The organism is Micromonospora sp. NPDC047548, from assembly GCF_040642975.1.
Lineage (GTDB): Bacteria > Actinomycetota > Actinomycetes > Mycobacteriales > Micromonosporaceae > Micromonospora.
The window spans coordinates 270,286-288,073 of sequence record NZ_JBEYTI010000003.1 but is presented as its reverse complement, the minus strand read 5'-3'; the positions used below and the strand labels follow the sequence as shown (position 1 = coordinate 288,073).

At 73.9% G+C, this 17,788-nt stretch carries 24 protein-coding genes; 14 read left to right on the top strand and 10 right to left on the bottom strand.

Annotated elements, in window-relative coordinates; translation table 11 throughout:
- Positions 1-33: 33 nt before the first annotated feature.
- Positions 34-1,080: an Rv2578c family radical SAM protein gene (locus ABZ807_RS04830; protein WP_357152902.1), complete on the bottom strand. Its 1,047-nt coding sequence runs from the start codon at positions 1,078-1,080 to the stop codon at positions 34-36.
- Positions 1,081-1,170: 90 nt separating this feature from the next.
- Here ABZ807_RS04830 and ABZ807_RS04825 point away from each other — a divergent pair, with 90 nt between their 5' ends.
- Complete coding sequence (locus tag ABZ807_RS04825; RefSeq protein WP_357152900.1) at positions 1,171-1,590, top strand: DUF393 domain-containing protein; 420 nt, start codon at positions 1,171-1,173, stop codon at positions 1,588-1,590.
- A gap of 60 nt (positions 1,591-1,650) precedes the next feature.
- Here the strand turns inward: ABZ807_RS04825 and ABZ807_RS04820 are convergent, their stop codons facing one another.
- The 3 genes from ABZ807_RS04820 to trxA form a co-directional block, all read right to left on the bottom strand.
- Positions 1,651-2,634: an MFS transporter permease gene (locus tag ABZ807_RS04820; protein WP_357152897.1), complete on the bottom strand. Its 984-nt coding sequence runs from the start codon at positions 2,632-2,634 to the stop codon at positions 1,651-1,653.
- A complete protein-coding gene (locus tag ABZ807_RS04815) occupies positions 2,631-3,071 on the bottom strand; it encodes a hypothetical protein (protein WP_357152895.1) in 441 nt (146 codons plus the stop codon). The genes ABZ807_RS04820 and ABZ807_RS04815 overlap by 4 nt, the downstream gene beginning before the upstream one ends.
- A 142-nt stretch (positions 3,072-3,213) precedes the next feature.
- Complete coding sequence (gene trxA / locus ABZ807_RS04810; protein ID WP_357152892.1) at positions 3,214-3,576, bottom strand: thioredoxin; 363 nt, start codon at positions 3,574-3,576, stop codon at positions 3,214-3,216.
- 541 nt (positions 3,577-4,117) lie between these two features.
- Between trxA and ABZ807_RS04805 the strand changes: the two genes are divergently transcribed.
- The 11 genes from ABZ807_RS04805 to ABZ807_RS04755 all read left to right on the top strand — a co-directional run bounded on the left by ABZ807_RS04805 (position 4,118) and on the right by ABZ807_RS04755 (position 12,521).
- Positions 4,118-4,633: a MaoC family dehydratase gene (locus ABZ807_RS04805; protein ID WP_357152890.1), complete on the top strand. Its 516-nt coding sequence runs from the start codon at positions 4,118-4,120 to the stop codon at positions 4,631-4,633.
- A gap of 70 nt (positions 4,634-4,703) precedes the next feature.
- Positions 4,704-5,213 carry a hypothetical protein gene (locus ABZ807_RS04800; protein WP_357152888.1) on the top strand — a complete coding sequence of 170 codons (510 nt, stop codon included), beginning with the start codon at positions 4,704-4,706 and terminating at the stop codon, positions 5,211-5,213.
- A gap of 49 nt (positions 5,214-5,262) precedes the next feature.
- On the top strand, positions 5,263-5,886 hold the full coding sequence (locus tag ABZ807_RS04795; protein WP_357152885.1) for an RNA methyltransferase: 624 nt from the start codon (positions 5,263-5,265) through the stop codon (positions 5,884-5,886).
- A 49-nt stretch (positions 5,887-5,935) separates the two neighbouring features.
- Positions 5,936-6,661 (top strand): DUF6758 family protein, encoded by a 726-nt coding sequence (locus ABZ807_RS04790; RefSeq protein WP_357152882.1) that lies wholly within the window; start codon positions 5,936-5,938, stop codon positions 6,659-6,661.
- Positions 6,662-6,779: 118 nt separating this feature from the next.
- Positions 6,780-6,938, top strand: coding sequence for a hypothetical protein (locus tag ABZ807_RS04785; protein WP_007455302.1), 159 nt, complete (start codon positions 6,780-6,782; stop codon positions 6,936-6,938).
- Positions 6,939-6,944: 6 nt separating this feature from the next.
- Positions 6,945-7,826, top strand: coding sequence for a PH domain-containing protein (locus tag ABZ807_RS04780; RefSeq protein WP_357152879.1), 882 nt, complete (start codon positions 6,945-6,947; stop codon positions 7,824-7,826).
- Between the two features lie 103 nt (positions 7,827-7,929).
- The gene (locus ABZ807_RS04775; RefSeq protein WP_357152877.1) at positions 7,930-8,700 is read left to right on the top strand and encodes a SigE family RNA polymerase sigma factor; all 771 of its coding nucleotides are present in this window, start codon (positions 7,930-7,932) and stop codon (positions 8,698-8,700) included.
- Positions 8,701-8,750: 50 nt separating this feature from the next.
- The gene (locus ABZ807_RS04770) at positions 8,751-9,953 is read left to right on the top strand and encodes a hypothetical protein (RefSeq protein WP_357152875.1); all 1,203 of its coding nucleotides are present in this window, start codon (positions 8,751-8,753) and stop codon (positions 9,951-9,953) included.
- Between the two features lie 40 nt (positions 9,954-9,993).
- On the top strand, positions 9,994-10,857 hold the full coding sequence (locus ABZ807_RS04765; protein WP_357153090.1) for a PHP domain-containing protein: 864 nt from the start codon (positions 9,994-9,996) through the stop codon (positions 10,855-10,857).
- A gap of 40 nt (positions 10,858-10,897) precedes the next feature.
- Positions 10,898-11,512: a MarC family protein gene (locus ABZ807_RS04760; RefSeq protein WP_357152872.1), complete on the top strand. Its 615-nt coding sequence runs from the start codon at positions 10,898-10,900 to the stop codon at positions 11,510-11,512.
- Positions 11,513-11,567: 55 nt separating this feature from the next.
- Complete coding sequence (locus ABZ807_RS04755) at positions 11,568-12,521, top strand: PD-(D/E)XK nuclease family protein (RefSeq protein ID WP_357152869.1); 954 nt, start codon at positions 11,568-11,570, stop codon at positions 12,519-12,521.
- A gap of 52 nt (positions 12,522-12,573) precedes the next feature.
- On the opposite strand, the gene ABZ807_RS04750 is transcribed toward ABZ807_RS04755, so the two are convergent.
- Together ABZ807_RS04750 and ABZ807_RS04745 are read right to left on the bottom strand one after the other, a co-directional pair.
- Positions 12,574-13,431, bottom strand: a complete 858-nt coding sequence (locus ABZ807_RS04750; RefSeq protein ID WP_357152867.1) for an oxygenase MpaB family protein — start codon at positions 13,429-13,431, stop codon at positions 12,574-12,576.
- A gap of 53 nt (positions 13,432-13,484) precedes the next feature.
- Entirely contained in the window at positions 13,485-13,913 is a 429-nt protein-coding gene (locus ABZ807_RS04745; RefSeq protein WP_357152864.1) for a Fur family transcriptional regulator, read from the bottom strand.
- Positions 13,914-14,108: 195 nt separating this feature from the next.
- Between ABZ807_RS04745 and ABZ807_RS04740 the strand changes: the two genes are divergently transcribed.
- Positions 14,109-14,591: a DUF2231 domain-containing protein gene (locus ABZ807_RS04740; RefSeq protein ID WP_357152862.1), complete on the top strand. Its 483-nt coding sequence runs from the start codon at positions 14,109-14,111 to the stop codon at positions 14,589-14,591.
- Between the two features lie 13 nt (positions 14,592-14,604).
- On the opposite strand, the gene ABZ807_RS04735 is transcribed toward ABZ807_RS04740, so the two are convergent.
- Positions 14,605-15,030: a hypothetical protein gene (locus ABZ807_RS04735; RefSeq protein ID WP_357153088.1), complete on the bottom strand. Its 426-nt coding sequence runs from the start codon at positions 15,028-15,030 to the stop codon at positions 14,605-14,607.
- Positions 15,031-15,379: 349 nt separating this feature from the next.
- On the opposite strand from ABZ807_RS04735, the gene ABZ807_RS04730 reads away from it, so the two are divergent.
- Positions 15,380-15,550 (top strand): hypothetical protein, encoded by a 171-nt coding sequence (locus ABZ807_RS04730; RefSeq protein WP_357110795.1) that lies wholly within the window; start codon positions 15,380-15,382, stop codon positions 15,548-15,550.
- 71 nt (positions 15,551-15,621) lie between these two features.
- Here ABZ807_RS04730 and ABZ807_RS04725 read toward each other — a convergent pair whose 3' ends face one another.
- The 3 genes from ABZ807_RS04725 to ABZ807_RS04715 form a co-directional block, all read right to left on the bottom strand.
- Complete coding sequence (locus ABZ807_RS04725; RefSeq protein ID WP_357152860.1) at positions 15,622-16,272, bottom strand: flagellar biosynthesis protein FlgA; 651 nt, start codon at positions 16,270-16,272, stop codon at positions 15,622-15,624.
- Positions 16,273-16,674: 402 nt separating this feature from the next.
- Positions 16,675-17,028, bottom strand: coding sequence for an FmdB family zinc ribbon protein (locus ABZ807_RS04720; RefSeq protein WP_357152858.1), 354 nt, complete (start codon positions 17,026-17,028; stop codon positions 16,675-16,677).
- 61 nt (positions 17,029-17,089) lie between these two features.
- The gene (locus tag ABZ807_RS04715; protein ID WP_357152855.1) at positions 17,090-17,746 is read right to left on the bottom strand and encodes a 5-formyltetrahydrofolate cyclo-ligase; all 657 of its coding nucleotides are present in this window, start codon (positions 17,744-17,746) and stop codon (positions 17,090-17,092) included.
- Positions 17,747-17,788 lie beyond the last annotated feature (42 nt).

Sequence of the window (17,788 nt, the reverse complement as noted above, 5' to 3'; positions counted from 1 at the left end):
GACTCTAACGCCACCGCCGGCTGCCTGAGCCGGTCACAGCAGCGACAGCTGCTCGGCGGCGGGCGGCGCCTCGGAGGTCGGCAGCCGCCGGTTGTCGCCCCGCTCGCCCCGGTGCAGCCCGTGCCGGCGGGCCGCGATCCGCACCCGTGCGGTCAACTCCCGCTGGTACGCCTGCGGCGCGTACGCGCCCGCCTGGTAGAGCTCGCGGTAGCGGGGCACCAGGTGCGGGAACTCCCGGGCCAGCCAGTGCGCGTACCACTCCCGGGCACCGGGCCGCAGGTGCAGCGCCATCGGCGTCACGCTGGCCGCCCCGGCCGCGGCGACCGCCGACACGGTCGCCTCGATCGACTCGTCGGTGTCGCTGAGCCCGGGCAGGATCGGCGCCATCAGCACCCCCACCTCGAAGCCGGCGTCGGTGAGCGCGCGCACCGCGTCGAGCCGCCGGCGCGGGCTCGGCGTGCCCGGCTCGACCGTCCGCCACAGCGCCTCGTCGACGAACCCCACCGAGTACGACACGCTGACCTGGGTCACCTCGGCGGCCTGGCGCAGCAGCGGCAGGTCCCGCAGGATCAGCGTGCCCTTGGTGAGGATCGAGAACGGGTTGGCGAAGTCGCGCAGCGCCTCGATGATCGGCGGCATCAAGCGGTAACGCCCCTCGGCCCGCTGGTAGCAGTCCACGTTGGTGCCCATCGCGATGTGCGCGCCCCGCCAGCGCGGGGCGGCCAGCTCCCGTCGGACCAGCTCACCCGCGTTGACCTTGACGATCACCTTCCGGTCGAAGTCCGCCCCGGCGTCGAGGTCCAGATAAATGTGAGTATTTCTCGCGAAACAGTAAACACAAGCATGGGAGCAGCCTCGGTACGGGTTGATCGTCCACTCGAACGGGACGCGGGACGACCCCGGCACCTTGTTGATGATCGACTTGGCCTGCACCTCGTAGAAGGTCATCCCGGCGAAGCCGGGGGTGTCGAAGGTGCGGGCGATCGCGCCGGGCAGCGCCAGCGGCAGGGGTGGAGTCGCTGGCGCTGCCCTGTCGGGATGCCCCTCGTCCGGGGGAGCGGAGAGGTTCTCCCAGCGCATGACCTCATTCGAACATGCGTACGAGAAGAGTGCAAGTGACCCGCCGGACACCGGCTCCCGCCGGACGCCTCGGCGGTGGAGGATGGGGGCATGGAGAGGTCGACCTTCGTCTACGACGGGGACTGCGCGTTCTGCACCCGGTGCGCCGAGTTCATCGAGCGGCGGATCCCGACCGGCGCGCGCGTGGTGCCGTGGCAGTTCGCCGACCTCGACGCCCTGGGGCTGACGGAGGCCGAGTGCGAGGAGGCGGTGCAGTGGGTCGGCGCCGACGGCTCCCGCGCCGCCGGGCCCGACGCCATCGCGCGGCTGCTCGGCGACAGCGGTCCGCTCTGGCGGGTGGCCGGCGCGGTGCTGCGCGTCCCGTTGGTCCGTCTCGTCGCCTGGCCCGCGTACCGCTGGGTGGCCCGCAACCGGCACCGGCTCCCCGGCGGCACCGCCGCCTGCTCCCTGCCCCAGGAGGCCCGGGAGCGCCTCTACGGCCCGAGCAGTCGTCCCACCACCGGGGCCTGACCTCCACCAGGGCCTGACCTACGCCGGGACTCGCCGGCCCGGCCTTCCCGCCGTGCCGACCTACGGCGTCGCGGGCCCGACCGCCGGCGCCGGGCCGGTCAGTGGCGGTGCCGCAGTGGGTATGTCGTCATGCGGTGCCGGAGCCGGCACGTCGTCATGCGGTGCCGATGCCGGCACGTCGCCGTCCGGTGCCGGGCCGGTCGGCGCGGCACCGTCGCGGCGACGGGTGATCAGGCTGCGGGCCCACACCAGCGGCCGGATCCGCTCCAGCGGCAGGAAGCTCGCCATCGCCACCAGGTGCGGGGCGAACGAGATGGTGATCGTCGCGATGGTCGCCAGGTGGAACGAGTAGAAGAAGCCGACCATGGCCAGCCGCCACCGCTCGGGCAGCAGGAACACCACGGGGCTGAGGAGTTCGAAGGCGAGGATGCCGAACTGGGCGACGATCAGCAGGTACGGCACCTGGGCGATCAGGTCGGCGAATTCGGTGCCGCGCCGGATGATGGCCCGGGCGAGCACCGAGCCGGTCGCCCAGTCGAGCCCGCCGAAGCGCAGCTTGGCCCAGGCGGCCAGGAAGTACGTGCAGATCACGGCGATCTGGGTGACCCGCAGTGCCCAGCCGCCGGCCTCGGTGCGGGTCGGGTCACCGTGCCGGGCGCGGCCGGCGGTGGGCAGGGCGGCCAGCGCGACGAGGAGCCCGATCCGGTCGTGGTCGACCTTGCCGTAGCTCATCGCGATGATCATCCACTCGAAGTAGAGCGCGAAGACCGACCAGCCGAGCAGCCGTGGCGCGCGGCCGGTCGCGGCGAGCAGGGCCAGCGGCAGCAACGTCCAGAAGATCGCCGCGACGACGGTGGGGGTCGGAGTGGGCAGCGGGAGCAGCCGGCCGATCAGCAGCGGCTGGTAGAGCTCGCCCGGGACGTCGGCCCGGGTGCGTATCCAGGGGGTGAAGACCACCAGGTCGGCGGCGACGAAGAGGTAGACCAGGGTGCGGAAGGCGGCCACCCGGCCACGGGGGACCGCCTCGGTCAGCCAGCGGGTCACCGGGACGCCTGCCAGCGCACCGTGGTCTCGTCGATCCACCGTCCGGTGGGCCGGCCCTGGTGGATGCCGTACCAGCGGATCACGATGCGGACCTCGACCAGCCCCGGCGCGCCGGGGTGGCGCTCGGCGTACGCGTCGGCGACCTGCCGGAGCAGCGCCGGGTCGGCGGCGTAGCGGCTCTGCCGGCCCTCGATCTCGGCGCGGCGGATGCCGGTGGCCTCCTGACCCAGCGCGACCACCGCGCCGGTGCGGTCGAGGCCCTCGACGCGGGTGTCGGGGGCGGGCGCGTTCGGCGGCTCCGACGTGGAGTACATCCGGAACGGCCCGAACGGGAAGTCGTCGTCGACCCCCCAGATGGTGCCGACGAGCAGCAGGGCCAGGCCGAGCGCGGTGGCGCCCAGCCGGACCGCGCGGCCGAGGGTGGTCAACGTTTCCATCGGATCGTGACGATACGGGATCGGGATGTCGCCACGGTGTCTCCGGGCGGCGCGTTTCTGCCGCTGCGGGTCGGCGGCGCAGCGGCGGGTACGCCGACGACGGCCGGGCCCCTGGGGGAGCCCGGCCGTCGTCGGGTGGTGCTCAGTGCTTGTGTTCGGCCAACTGCTTGCGTACGTCGTCCATGTCGAGGGCCTGGACCTGCTCGATCAGGTTCTCCAGAGCCGACTCGGGCAGGGCGCCCGGCTGGGCGAAGACGATCACGCCGTCCCGGATCGCCATGATCGTCGGGATGGAGCGGATGTCGAACTTGGCGCCGAGTTCCTGCTGCGCCTCGGTGTCGACCTTGCCGAAGACGATGTCCGGGTGCTTCTCAGAGGAGCGCTCGTAGACCGGGGCGAACCGCTTGCACGGCCCGCACCACTCGGCCCAGAAGTCGACCAGGACGATGCCGTCGCTCTCGGTCACCTCGTCGAAGTTGGCCGTGGTCAGCTCAACCGTTGCCATTGCACTCTCCGATCAGCGGATTGCTATTCGTCCGGTAGAACCAGGGCAGCCCTGATGGAATTCCCCGCCCGGACGGGCCGAAACCGGCGCGGGGCGGGGCGGGTGCGTGCGCCACCGGAGCGCATGGTGCCGATCCCGTGCGGCGGAACGCAGATGCAACGCGCACCTGCGTCACCGGTCGTGATGGGAGCGCTTCCAAGGAGATCGGCACGATTTGACACTACGAATCGGTAACTTGGGTCTTGACAAGGTGCGATCCCGCCGGTAGAGATCGCGCTGCACCACGCGGTCAATCACGCAGGGTGAAGTAACAAAAGGGTAAATGTGACGTCCGTCTCTGTCGATGTGTCCCCGGCTGCGGCAGAATCTCTTGCATCAGAGCGTGGGCGGCGGGTGCCGGGGAGGGCCCCGCCGCTCATTGCGTCTCCCCCGGAAGCGGCCGGTGTGACATTTCCACTCCGCCTCCGTCCCCGACATCGCCTTAACCACCAGTAAGGCATGCTGTGCCGAACTCCATCGCCACCCGTCGAAGGGGACAAGGATGCAGTTCGGCCGCTACTTCGAGGAGTTCGAGGTGGGCGCGGTCTACCGGCACTGGCCGGGAAAGACCGTGACCGAGTACGACGACCACCTCTTCTGCCTGCTCACCATGAACCACCATCCGCTGCACATGGACGCGCACTACGCCGAGTCGGCGAGCCAGTTCAAGCGCAACGTCGTCGTCGGCAACTACATCTACTCGTTGCTGCTCGGCATGTCCGTGCCGGACGTCAGCGGCAAGGCGATCGCCAACCTGGAGGTCGAGTCGCTGCGGCACGTCGCGCCGACCTTCCACGGCGACACCATCTACGGCGAGACGACCGTGCTGGACAAGCGCGAGTCCGGGTCGAAGCCGGACCGGGGCGTCGTGTCGGTGGAGACCCGCGGCTACAACCAGGACGGCACCCTGGTCTGCGTCTTCCGGCGCAAGGTCATGGTCCCCAAGAAGGAGTACGCCGCCGCGGCGGTGCCCGACGGCGTCGACCCGGAGCGTCCGAGCTTCCCCGAGCCCCGCTGAGCGCGGCCCCGGACGGGCCCCTTTCCACCGCGTCTGGTCGGGAAGGGGCCCATTTTGCGATTCGGGGCATATGCTGGCGCCGGAGGTCCTGATGAGCCACTCCCTCGCCGGAGAGCCGCCCTCTGCCGGACGTCGTGCCGCACCGCTGACCACCGCCGTCTACTCCGCCGCTGAGTGGGACCTGCTCACCACCCTGCCCGGCCGGGTGCTCGTGGTCGCCGCCTCGCCCACCCCCGGCCGTCCGCCCCGCGGCGTCGCCGCCGGGCTCGCCGGGCTCGACGCCGTGGCCGCCGGCCGGGCCTCCGACAGCGACCTGGTACGCGCCGTCGTCGCGGCGATCTACGCCCGGCATGACGGCGCGCCGAACCCGGCCGACCGGCTCACCGACCTGGTGGACCTGCTGGCCGCCTGCCGGGCCGCGGTACGCGTGCTGCACCGGCGGGCCGACCCGGCCGACTCGGCCGCGTACCGGCAGTGGGTGGAGTCGGTGGCCGCCCGCGTCTGCCGGGCCGGCGACCCGCCCGGCCCCGCCGACCGGCGGTTGCTGGACCGGCTCGGCGGTGCCCTGGGGCTGCGGTGACCGGGGTGGCCGCCATCGGCCGCGCGGCTGGCCGTACCCTCTTGTGACCGTGACCGAGGACCAGCTCGACGTGGGTGTCGGACCGTGGCCCGGCGACCCGCCGGACGACTCGCGGTACGACCCGGAGCTGCTCGCCGCAGGCGACCGGCGCAACGTCGTCGACCGCTACCGGTACTGGCGGCGGGAGGCCGTCGTCGCCGACCTGGACGAGCGCCGGCACGACTTCCACGTGGCGATCGAGAACTGGCAGCACGACTTCAACATCGGCACGGTGGTCCGCAACGCCAACGCCTTCCTCGCCGCCGAGGTGCACATCGTCGGGCTGCGCCGGTGGAACCGGCGCGGCGCCATGGTGACCGACCGTTACCAGCATGTCCGGCACCACCCGACGATCGAGGAGTTCGTCGCCTGGGCGGCCGGACGGGACCTGCCGGTGGTGGGCATCGACAACCTGCCCGGCTCCCGGCCGCTGGAGACCACCACGCTGCCCCGCCGCTGCGTGCTCCTCTTCGGCCAGGAGGGGCCGGGCCTGTCCGACCCGGCCCGCGTGGCCTGCGACCAGCTCTTCTCGATCGCCCAGTACGGCTCGACCCGGTCGATCAACGCCGGCGTGGCCAGCGGCATCGCTATGCACGCCTGGATCCGGGCCCACGCCGGCCCGCCGCCCGCCTGAGGTCCTTCGGCGGTTGGCCGGGGAATCGGCCGCTCCACTTGACGGGCCGGTGGCGGGGGGTCACGGTGGGGATGTGAGTGTCGTGGTGAGTTGTCCGAGGTGCGCCGGTCAGGTCAGGCCCCCCGACCTGATGCACCCCGAGTCGCGGTGCGTGCGGTGCGGGCCGGTCGCGCCACTGCACGTTCCGGAGCACATCGGAGTCGAGATCCTGGCGAGCGTGGTCGACCGCGTCGTCGCCGACGAGAAGGCGGAGCGGCCCGTCGTGCCGCTGTGGTGCCCGTGGCCGCTGCCGTCGGGTTGGACGGTTACCGGGGTCGGCTGGGCCGGGGACGACGCCTCCGGCGTACGGGCCACGGCGGTGGCCTGCGCCGGGCCCGCGCCGCTGGGCGGGGGGCCGGCCGAACTCCTGCTGGTGGCCGAGGAGCCGGGCGTCGGGCTGGGGGCCCGCTTCGCCGGGGTGTCCGGGCCGGACCCAGGGCCGGAACTCGCAGCGGCGCTCACCGGCCCCGGCCCCGGGCCCGGTCACCCCGAGCACGTCGAGCCGGCCCGGATCAGGGTCGGTGGCCACCCCACTCCACTGTGGCTGGTGCATTCCGCGACGGATCGAAGCGCGTACGCCGGCGAGGCTCGGGGAATGTGGCTCCATGCGATAGCCTGGCCGGCGAGCGCGGGTCACCTCCTCGCGGAAGACGTCGTCCTGCACGACCTCTCCGAGTGGACACCGCCCGAGCTCGTGTACGGCGCGCCGTCTCCTCACCTGCACGGCAGGGCCTGACCGCCCTGACGGACTCGTCAGGGAACGGACGTGGATATTCACTGTACGACACCATACTGATACTCTGGGTGCCGCTGCGGTAAACGGACCCGGCCCCGCGCGAGAGGGATGGCCCGCTATGGTCAAGAAGGTCCTCACCTGGGCCGGCATCGCATTCCTGATCTTCTTCGTCGCCTACCGGCCGAACTCCGCTGCGGACGTCTTCAAGTCGCTCGGCGGCGGCATCATGGACATCGCCCAGGGCTTCGGCGACTTCTTCACCAGCCTCGTCGCCTGACCGCTCATGGGCAGCCCCTCCGGACCCCCCTTCGATCCCGACGACCCCGACCGGGAGCGCCGGGAGCGGGACACCGAGCCGATCCCCAGGTTCCGTCCCGACGACGGGCCGGGCTACGGTTCCGGCGCCGGCCTCTCCGACGGGCCGTCCCTTTCGGACGACATTGGCTACGGCGACGGGCCGGGGTACGCCGGTGAGGGTCGCTCCGGGCGGTCCTGGGTGCACGACCCGGAGGCCGGGCACCAGCCGACCACCATCTCCGAGGACGAGCTGGCCGGGCTGCGGGTGGACGCCTCCGGCATGCCGATGGGCCCCCGGCGGGTGCTGCCCCTGGAGGACGAGCCCAGCTCGCTGGTCGCCCGCTACCTCTTCCCCACCGAGCGCTACCGGGGCGAGTGGAAACGGCACTGGATCCACCTCGCCACCCCGATCGTCATCGGCATCGCCGCGACCTTCGTCCTCGGCTACCTCTCCGGCTTCCTCGCCGGGCAGGACGTCGGCGCCCTCACCACCATCGCCGTGCTGCTCTGGTTCGCGGTGATGGGCTGGGTCGCCTGGCGGGTCGCCGACTGGTGGTACGACCGCTTCATCCTCACCAACAAGCGGGTCATGGTGGTCAACGGCATCATCACCCGCCGGGTGGCCATGATGCCGCTGGTCCGGGTCACCGACATGAAGTACGAGCAGAGCCCCACCGGCCGGGCGCTCAACTACGGCACCTTCGTGCTGGAGTCGGCGGGCCAGGAGCAGGCGCTGCGCGAGATCAAGAACCTGCCCAACCCGAACGAGCTCTACCTGCGGGTGGTCGAGGAGATGTACGAGCCGCAGGCGGTCGAGGCGCGGCTGGGCAAGCAGGCCGACGAGGCCAAGGCCGACGACGGCGCCTGAAGCTATTCGTCCGTTCATCGGAGGAACTGCGAACCTTTCGCCGTGGACCCGACCGCCCCGGTCATGGCAACCTGCCAGCAGGGACGGGGTGCGGAGGTGACGGGTGGTCGAGCGGGATCCGCTGGACGAGGAGTTCCGCGAGTTCGTCGCGGCCCGCTCCAGTGCCCTGCTGCGCACCGCGTACCTGCTGGCCGGGGACTGGGCCACCGCGGAAGACCTGCTCCAGACCGCGCTGACCAAGACGTACCTGGCCTGCAAGCGGCTCGGCGGGATCGAGGCGATCGAACCGTACGCCCGGCGGGTCATGGTCAACACCTCGACCAGTTGGTGGCGCCGGCGCTGGCACGGTGAACGCCCCACCGAGGTGCTGCCCGAGCGGGCCGGGGTCGACGAGATCGAGCAGCAGCTCGACCGGGACGTGCTCTGGCGCCACCTGACCGCGCTGCCCGCCCGGCAGCGGGCCGTGCTGGTGCTCCGCTTCTACGAGGACATGTCGGAGGCGCAGACCGCCGCCCTGCTGGAGATCTCGCCGGGCACGGTGAAGAGCCAGACCTCCCGCGCCCTGTCCACGCTGCGCCGTCGGCTCGGCGAGGAGGCGGCCCGGGACCTGCCGGAGGCGGCGACCGCGGCCGGGGGGCGGCCCGCGTCGTCCGGGGCGGCTGGGTCGTCCGGGGCGGCTGCGGTCGTACCTCCGGCACCCGGCCGGCCGCACCGGCCGGCCGGCAGCGGCGGGACCACGCCGTCGCCGCGCCCGGCCCAGGCCGGCGGCCACGGGCCCGGTCGGGACGCGGTCGCCGGAGCGGGCCGGCGGCCTGAGCTGCCGGTGACCGGTCCCGTCCGCCCCCGGGCGGCCGTCCCGGCGGAGACCCGATGAAGCCGACCCACGTCGCACCGGACAACCAGACCGGCGGCCCGGAGCGTCCAATGACTGTGACGCACGACGACCTGGAGCGGGCGCTGCGGGAGACCTTCTCCCGCCGGGTCGCCGTACCCCCGCCGTTGGCCGCCGACCCGGCGGGGCTGGCCATCGGCCGGGCCCGGCGGGTCCGTCACCGGCGGGCGCTGACCGGGCTCTCGCTGGCCGTGGTCGTCACGGCGGCGGTCACCGCCGGAATGGCGCAGCTCAACGGCCATCCCGGCCGCCCCACCACCCCGACCGTGGTGCTCGGCGACCCGCGCGGCGCGGCCACCGCGGCCGCCTGGCCGGTCGCCCCCGCCCCGGAGGCCCCGCCCGCCGAGGGGCAGGTCGAACTGATCGTCGGCGGCACCCTGGTCACCCCGGACGGCGACCGGTACGACCTGGGCATCGGCCCGGTCGAACGGGCCCAGCGGCTGCCCGACCACGGTGGCTGGCTGGTGGTGGGGGCGCCGACCCCGGCCGGTCGCACCCTCTGGGTCGTGCCGTCCGGCCAGGCCCCGCAGGTGCTGCTGGCCGGCGCCGAGGAGGTCGCCCTGAGCCCGGACGGCCGTCAGGTCGCCTGGAGTGACGGCGACGGGCTCTTCGCGGCCGGCCTCATCGCCAACCGGCTCCTCGCCACCATCGGTACGACCGCCGCGCACGGCGCCACCCCGGTCCGCTTCGTCGGCGACCGCCTCGTGGTGCGCACCCACGGCGGGGGTCACCTGCTGTGGCGGCCGGCGGCAGGCACGCTCCCCGACGGCAACCCGACAGTCCTCGACGTCTACGGCGTGCTGCCCGACGGGCGGCCCGTCGGGCGGGTGCCCGCCGCCGGCGATCCGCACCGCTCCTGTCTGGCCGTGCTCGACCCGGTGGATTTCACCCCGACCAGCACCGACTGCGGCGCGACCCTGGCCGACGACGGCCGGGGCGCCGTCTCCGCCGACGGCCGCTGGCTGCTGGTCAACGGCCGTGCGGACGGGACGGACGGGGCGCTCCTGGTCGGCCTCGCCGCCCCCGGGCTGGGCGGTGTCGTCCGCTCCGCCGGCCCGACGATCAGCGGCGCGGTGGCGTGGAGCGGCGCGGCCGTCGCCGCCTACGTCGACCGGAGCGGCGCCCTGGCCCGGGTACGCCCCGACCGGGCGTCGATCGGGGAACGAGCCTCCATGATGACGCTGGGCGGGGTCACCTCCGACGAGCCCCCGGTGGTGGTCGCCGACGCCTCCTGACCGCCGGCCCGACCCGCCGGAGCGGTAGCGTCGAAGCGTGATCCCACGCCCGGCGATCGACCTGCACACCCACTCCACCGCCAGCGACGGCACGCTGAGCCCGGCCGAGCTGGTCCGGGCCGCCGCCGACGCCGGGCTGGACGTCGTCGCGATCACCGACCACGACACCACCGCTGGCTGGGACGCCGCGGTACGGGCCCTGCCGCCCGGCCTGACCCTGGTCCGGGGCGCGGAGATCTCCTGCCGGTGGCACGGGGTCGAGCCGGCGGTCCCGCTGCACCTGCTCGCGTACCTCTTCGACCCCGACCATCCGGAGCTCGTCGCCGAACTGGCCCGGGTGCGGCTCGCCCGGGAGGTGCGCGGCGAACGGATCGTCGAGCTGCTGCGCGCCGACGGCATCGAGGTCAGCTGGCCGGAGATCATGGCCGCGGCCGGCGGCGGGACCGTCGGCCGGCCGCACATCGCGGCGGCACTCATCCGGGCCGGCCTGGTCGCCACCACCACCGAGGCGTTCGGGGTGGACTGGCTGGGCGAACGCTACCGGCTGCCGAAGGAGGACATCGAGGTGTTCCGGGCGGTCGAGCTGGTCCGGGCCGCCGGGGGCGTACCGGTCTTCGCCCACCCCCGGGCGACCCGGCGGGGCCGGATCGTGCCGGACGAGCTGATCGTCGAACTGGCCGCCGCCGGGCTGGCCGGCCTGGAGGCCGACCACGAGGACCACTCGCCGGCCGAGGCCGCGCACGTGCGCGCGCTCGCCGCCGAGCTGGGCCTGCTGGTGACCGGCTCGTCGGACTTCCACGGCACGCACAAGACCGTCCGGCTGGGCGCGCACACCACCGCCGGCGAGGCGTACGAGCGGATCGTCGGGCAGGCCCGTGGGGTGACCCCGGTCGCTTCCGGCTGATCCGCTTCTCGGTTCCCAGGGGCGCGGCTACCGTTAGCCGGTGGATCTCAAGCTCTTCGGTGAGGTCTTCGTGACCCTGCTGGTGATCGTCGACCCGCCGGGCATGATGCCCATCTTCCTCGCCCTGACCGGGCCGCTGGCCGCCCGCGACCGCAACCGGGCCGCCTGGCAGGCGGTCGCGTTGGCGCTCGGCGTGATCGTGGTCTTCGCGGTGGCCGGTCAGACGCTCCTCGCCTACCTGCACGTGGACCTGCCGGCGTTGCAGGCCGCCGGCGGCCTGCTGCTGGTGCTGGTCGCGCTGGAGCTGCTGACCGGCAAGGCCGACGACCCCAGCCAGCAGGCCACCTCCAACATCGCGCTGGTGCCGCTGGGCACCCCGCTGCTGGCCGGTCCGGGCGCCATCGTGGCGACCATGCTCTTCGTGCAGAGGGCCGAGGGACTCGGTGACCAGGCGGCGATCGCCGTCGCGATCGTCGCGGTGATGATCACGGTCTGGATCGTGCTGCGATTCTCGGGCGGCATCGTCAAGATCCTGCGACCCGGTGGCATCGAGGTGCTGACCCGGATCGCCGGGCTGCTGCTGGCCGCCATCGCCGTGCAGCTCATCGCCGACGCGGTGGCCGCGTTCGTCACCCAGTACGTGAACATGGCCTGACCCCGCCGCCGGTGCCGGCGCGACGCTGTCGTACCCGGATGGCAGGATCGGGCCCGTGCGACGAGCCTCCTCCGCTGGACGATCCGCGGGCTCGCCCCGACCCCGTGCCGAGCAGGCCGAGCAGTTGGGCTTCGAGGGCATGCCGGAGCGGCTCTTCGTCTGCACCCCCAGCAAGCTCGGCGCGTACGAGGACTGCCCCCGCCGCTACCGCTACTCCTACGTCGACCGGCCCGCCCCGCCGAAGGGGCCGCCGTGGGCGCACAACTCGCTCGGCGCCAGCGTGCACACCGCCCTAAAAAACTGGTATGCGCTCGCCCCGGAGCGCCGCCGGCCGGAGGCGCTCGCCGGGCTGCTCAAGGGCACCTGGGTGCGCGAGGGCTACCGCGACGACGAGCAGGAACGGCAGGCCTACCGGCGGGCGCTCGGCTGGCTGGAGGCGTACGTCGAGACGCTGGAGCCGGGCGTCGACCCGCTCGGCGTGGAGCGGGTGGTCGCGGTCCGGACGGCGGTGCTGGCCTTCAACGGCCGCGCCGACCGGATCGACTCCCGACCCGGCCCGGACGGGCCCGAGCTGGTCATCGTCGACTACAAGACCGGCCGCACCGGTCTGGACGGCGACGACGCCCGGGGCTCGCAGGCGCTGGCGCTGTACGCGTACGCCGCCGAGCGGACGTTCCGCCGGCCGTGCCGCCGGGTGGAGCTGCACCACCTGCCCACCGGGACGGTCGCCGCGCACGACCACACCACCGAGTCGCTGGCCCGGCAGCTGTCCCGCGCCGAGGACACCGCGCGCGACATCATGGCCGCCGAGCGGGCCGTCGCCGACGGGACCGACCCCGACGAGGCGTTCCCGCCGGTGGCCGGCCCCCGCTGCGGCTGGTGCGACTACCGCCGCACCTGCCCGGTCGGCGCGCAGACCCCCGGTCGCGACCCGTGGGCGGCGATGGACCGTCCCGCCGTACCCGGCGCCGATTCCTCCGCCGTCGCTGGTGGCGGGAGCAGCGACTAGTGGTTGCTTTCCTTTCTAGAGCCTGTTGACCCAGCGTGACGTCCGTCGCGGTTCAGGCTGCGGTCGCGGTGAGCCGAGCGGCCCGTTCCTTGGCCGCCTGCTGCAGCGGCCCCTCCCGCCAGTTGCGGGGCAGCGCGGCCAGGCCGAGGCGCAGCGCGCGGACGCTCAGGTCGGCCGAGAGCGCGGTGGTGGGCAGCCCCAGGCCGCCGTACAACCGCAGCGCCCAGGGCGGTAGCAGCCCGAGCGCGGTGCCGGCGATCCCCAGGTACGCCCAGCGGGGCGGCCCGAGGCTCAGCCCCAGCCGGGCCGGCAGGCTCAGCTTCCACGGGATCGGCGGCGCGGTCAGGAACAGGGCGGTCTCGGCCGCCTCCTTCGTCATCCGCAGCTCGGGCCGGACCACCCGGAAGTAGTCGGCCACCTCGGCGGCGCTGCCCGGCACCTCGGCCGGGTCGAGCCCGACCAGCGCGGCGGCGCCCCGCTGCTCGGCGTAGTAGCCGTCCACCTCGGCGTCGGTCAGCGACAGCCCGGCCCGGCGGGCGGTGCTGACGAACGACTCGACCTCGGTGACGTGCACCCAGCGCAGCAGCTCCGGTTCGTCGATCCGGAACTCCTCGCCGGTGGACGGGTCGGTGGCACGCATCCGGGCGTGCAGGCGGCGCAGCCGCCGACCCGCCGCTTTCGCCTCGGCCGTGGTGCCGTAGACGACGGTGCCGACGTACGTGGCCGTCCGGACCAGCCGGCCCCAGGCATCGGTGCGGTAGTTGCTGTTCTGCGCCACCCCGGCCATCGCCCGGGGATGCAGCGCCTGAAGGTAGAGGGAGCGCAGGCCGGCGACGATCAGGACCGGCTCGGCGTGCACCTTCCAGGTGACCGATCCCGGACCGAAGAGGCCGATGTCGTCGGAGTCCACCGCCCAAGAGTGCCATGGGACGCTCCGGCTCGACCCGCTCGCCGGGTCACCCGTCAGTCGTCGGCGGAGCGGCGGGCCTGGCAGGTGGGGCAGAGCCCCCAGAAGGTCACTTCCGCCTCGTCGACCTCGAAGCCGTGAGCGGTGTTCGGGTCGAGGCAGGGGGCACCACCGACGGCGCAGTCGACGTCGGCGATCTCGCCGCAGCCCCGGCACACTACGTGGTGGTGGTTGTCGCCGGCCCGGGCCTCGTACCGGGCGGCGCTGCCAGCCGGCTCGATCCGGCGGGACAGGCCGGCGCGGGAGAGCGCGCCGAGGACGTCGTACACCGCCTGGGTGGAGACCGAGTCGAGGCGTTCGCGTACCCGGCGGGTGATCTCGTCGACCTCCAGGTGGCCGCCGGCGGCCAGCACGTCCAGGACGGCGAGCCGCGGCCGGGTGACCCGCAGGCCCCTCGACCGGAGCAGTTCCTCGCCACTGGACATGAGGCAATGACAGCACGGGGTCACCGGACCGACAAGCGAACCCGGCGGCACGTGTTCCCGACCACAGCTCAGGACGGTTGACGAGCGGGTGAACCGTAGCGGTCGACACCGCGTGTGTCCGATCGAGGGACATGCCGCGACGTATGGGTCGTCGTACGCTTCTGCGGCGAACCGCATCCATTGTCGGAGGTGTCGGTGTTCAAGGAAATCAACGGCCTTCCGGGCCACATTCTGGTGGTCCACGCCGCGGTGGTGTTCGTCCCGCTGCTGGCGCTGGCGGCCGCCGCGTACGGGCTGGTGCCCCGGTGGCGCCCCCGGCTCGGCTGGGCGATGGCGATCCTTGCCGTGGTGACGCCGGTGATCGCCTGGGTGGCAACCGAGTCCGGCGAGGCGTTCGAGGAGTTCCTGAGGGGCAAGAACTACCCGCCTGAGCTGCTCGCCAAGATCAACGAACATTCCGAGTACGGCGACGTGACGCTCTGGCTCACCGTGGGGCTCGCCGTGGCGGCCCTGGCGCTGCTGGTGCTGACCAGCGGCCGGGTGCGTACCCCGCACCTGCCGTCCTGGGTCAACTGGCTGCTCACGGCCATCATCGTGGTGCTGGCGGTGTTCGCGCTGGTCTACGTCTATCTGACCGGCGAATCGGGTGCCGAGTCCGTCTGGGGCAACACTCTCTGACCGGTCACCCGACTCAGAAGATCGCCCGGGAGCAGAGCAGGCAGAGCAGGATCAGCAACACGGCACCGGCCACCGCGCCGACCGCGTAGGTGACCCGCTGCGCGCGCTGCTCCGCCGCGTCGATGGCCTCCATGTCCTGCGGCGGCAGCGCCCGGGGCGGGGTGGCCTGGAGGTGCGCCGGCGGTCGCCAGCCGGGCGGCGGCGGGGTGGTCGGCGGCGGCCCGGCGTAGCCACCGCCGGGCCGCGTGGCCGCCTGCCCCGGGACCGGTGCCGCCGGTCCGTCCGTCGGGGCGGCCCACGGTGACAGGGAGATCGGCGCGGCGGCACCCGCCACCCCGCCCGGGACCATGCCGGTCGTCGCCGTGGTGCCGGCAGCCGCTTGCCCGCCCGGGTGTGGCCCGGCTGCCGGCCCGGCGCCGGGCGCTGGCTCGCCGACCATCGCACTGTCGGAGTCGGGGGTCGTCGGGTCGGTGCCGGGCCCCGTCGGCTCGGCGCCGGGCCCCGTCGGCTCGGTGCCGGGCCCCGTCGGCTCGGTGTGCTCGGGCGGCCGTCGCCAGAACTCGTCCTCGGAACTGGCATCGCTGGGCGTCGTCACGCCGTCCGACGCTACCAACGCCGCGGGCGGCCGGCCGCCCGACGCGGCGGCGGACGGGGTGCGCTACCGCCATGCCGCTTGTGGTGTGGGTGCGGGCTGCGGTGGCGCTGTGTGTGCCGTCGGTGGGGGCGCGGGCTGCCGTGGTCAAATGCGGTGCCGTCGGATGGCCCGGGCTGGGATAGTGTTGCCGCTCGTGAGCATCGAGGACCCGGGCGTGCGCGACGACGACCGCGCCGTCGATCTCAGCGAGGATTTCGTGGTGCTGCCCGAGCAGACGGTGGACGACACCGACCACGGCTGGGGTGAGCGCACCGGCGGCAACGACGACTGGCTGCTCGCCGAGCGCCCGCCGCACTGGGACTGAGCAACCCTTTCCGCACCCGGCGCGAGCGCGCAACGCCGTGGAGTCGGCGGAGAGCGGCACGCGGGCCGGGGTCAGCCGCGTACCACGACGGCGAAGCGGCTCCCCTCCGGCTGGCCGACGGCGCGTTGCGCCTGGTCCGGCCGGAGCGCCAGGTAGAGCGCCGACGACCCGTCGGTGGCGTCGCCGCCCACCACGTCGAGCACCAGCGCCCCGGAGGCCAGCAGGCCGGCTTCGACCGGCGCCCGGCCGGCCGGTACGACCAGCAGGTCGACCCGCGCTCCCGGCCGGAGCACGGCGAGCGCGGCGGGCTCGGCCAGCCGCACCGGTACGCCCACCGACCCGCTCGGCAGCGGCAGCGCTCCCGGCCGACCGGCTCCGGCCGACGGCCCCGCACCGGGCAGCTCGCCGTCCGATCGGCCTCCGGCCGACGGCCCCGCACCGGGCAGCTCGCCGTCCGATCGGCCTCCGGCCGACGGGCCACCCGCCGACCCGACCCCGGCCGCCGGTGTGGCCGCAGCGCCCCCGGGGGTCGTGCCCCCGCCCGAGGGACCCGCCGACGGCGGCGCCGGACTGGGGCAGCCGCCGGACGAGTCGAGGACGACCACCGCCAGGCCCAGCAGGGCGGCGACCAGCCCGAGGCGTAGCAGGGTGCCCGCGCCGGGCCGGCGGCGCCAGCGCACCGGGCGCAGGGAGCCATCACCGTCCGGGCCACCACCCGCCATGCCGCCCACCTCCCGCCCTCGCCGTCCGGCCGCCGTCACGGCGCTCGACAGACGCTAGGCGTCGGAGTCGTCGCAGGAGCGCCGTGCGCACCGGCCTGTGGACAACCGACGGGCCTGTGGACAACGCCAGAAGTGGCGCCCGACCTGCTATCGAAGATCAGCCCCAGACGGGCGGCCGGGCCCGACGGTCCGGGCGGTCGAATCTTTACCACGTCACCGACGTCGCAGCGCCGCCCGGCTGAATCGTTGACGTCATCAGCTCCAAAGCGTCACACCAGGGTCGGCAGCCCCGCCAGATCAACCCGGGACTCGCGGCCGCGCCCACCGCCCCCGAGGCCCGGACGGCGCGTACGCCGAACGCCCCCGCGGCCCGGTGGGCGGCGAGGGCGGTGGCGTTCGAGATCAGGAGGAGGCGGAGGTGCTGGCGGCCGGCGCCTTGGCCGACCCGCCGTTGGACGAGCCGGACGTGCTGCCGCCGTTGGAGGAGGCGGTCGACGACGACCCGTCACCCGAGGAGGAGCCGCTGTCCGACTTCGCCGGCTTCGGGGTGGTGCTGCCGGACTGGCCCTCCGAGCCGGAGGAGCGGGAGTCGGTGCGGTAGAAGCCGGAGCCCTTGAACACGACGCCGACCGAGTTGAAGACCTTGCGCAGCCGCCCCTCGCACGCGGGGCACTCGGTCAGCGGCTCGTCAGAGAAGGACTGCACCGCCTCGAGCTGGTGGCCGCACGCAGTGCAGGCGTACTGGTACGTGGGCACGTTCTTCTCCCGATCTGGCACGGCCGGTTGGCACTCGACGGTTTCGAGTGCCAATGGTGCGTCATCGGACCCGGGTTCGTCCAGCGGACGTGGGGGGATCGACATCCGGCGCGCCGGTCAGCGTACGCAGACCGCCCGAGGGGGTGATGACGGCGCGTACCGGGCGGTCGTGCGGCTGGGCGGGCAGCGCGTCGACCAGCTCACCGTCGTGCAGCAGCGCCACCGTCAACGCCGTCTCCGGCACCCGGGCCAGCGCCCGGTCGTACGAGCCGCCGCCTCGTCCCAGGCGCAGGCCGCGCCGGTCCACCGCCAGCGCCGGCACCACCACCAGCTCCGCGTCGCCGATCGCCGCGCGGCCCAGCCGGGGGCCGTCCGGCTCTCGCATCCCGCGCCCGGCCGCCACCAGCGAGCCCGGCCCGTCGTACGCCGCCCAGTCGAGGTCCAGGTCGTCCCGCAGTACCGGCAGCAGCAGCTCGGCCTGCCGGGGCAGCGCCGTGCGGAGCGCGTCCGGCAGTTCCGGCCCGCCCGGCTCGGAGCCCACCGGCACGTACCCGCTCATCCGGTGCGGGCGCAGCCGGCGTACCAGCTCGACCAGCTCGGCCCGGACGCGCGCCGCGGCTTCGGCCCGCCGTGGCGCGGTCAGCGCCCGGCGGTGGGCGAGCAGCGCGGCCCGCGTCTCGCGCTTCGCCTCGTGCGCTCCATCAGAAAATTCCGGCACGCAACACTCCCTGACGCAAACCTCGTCTCCCGGTCGCTCTGT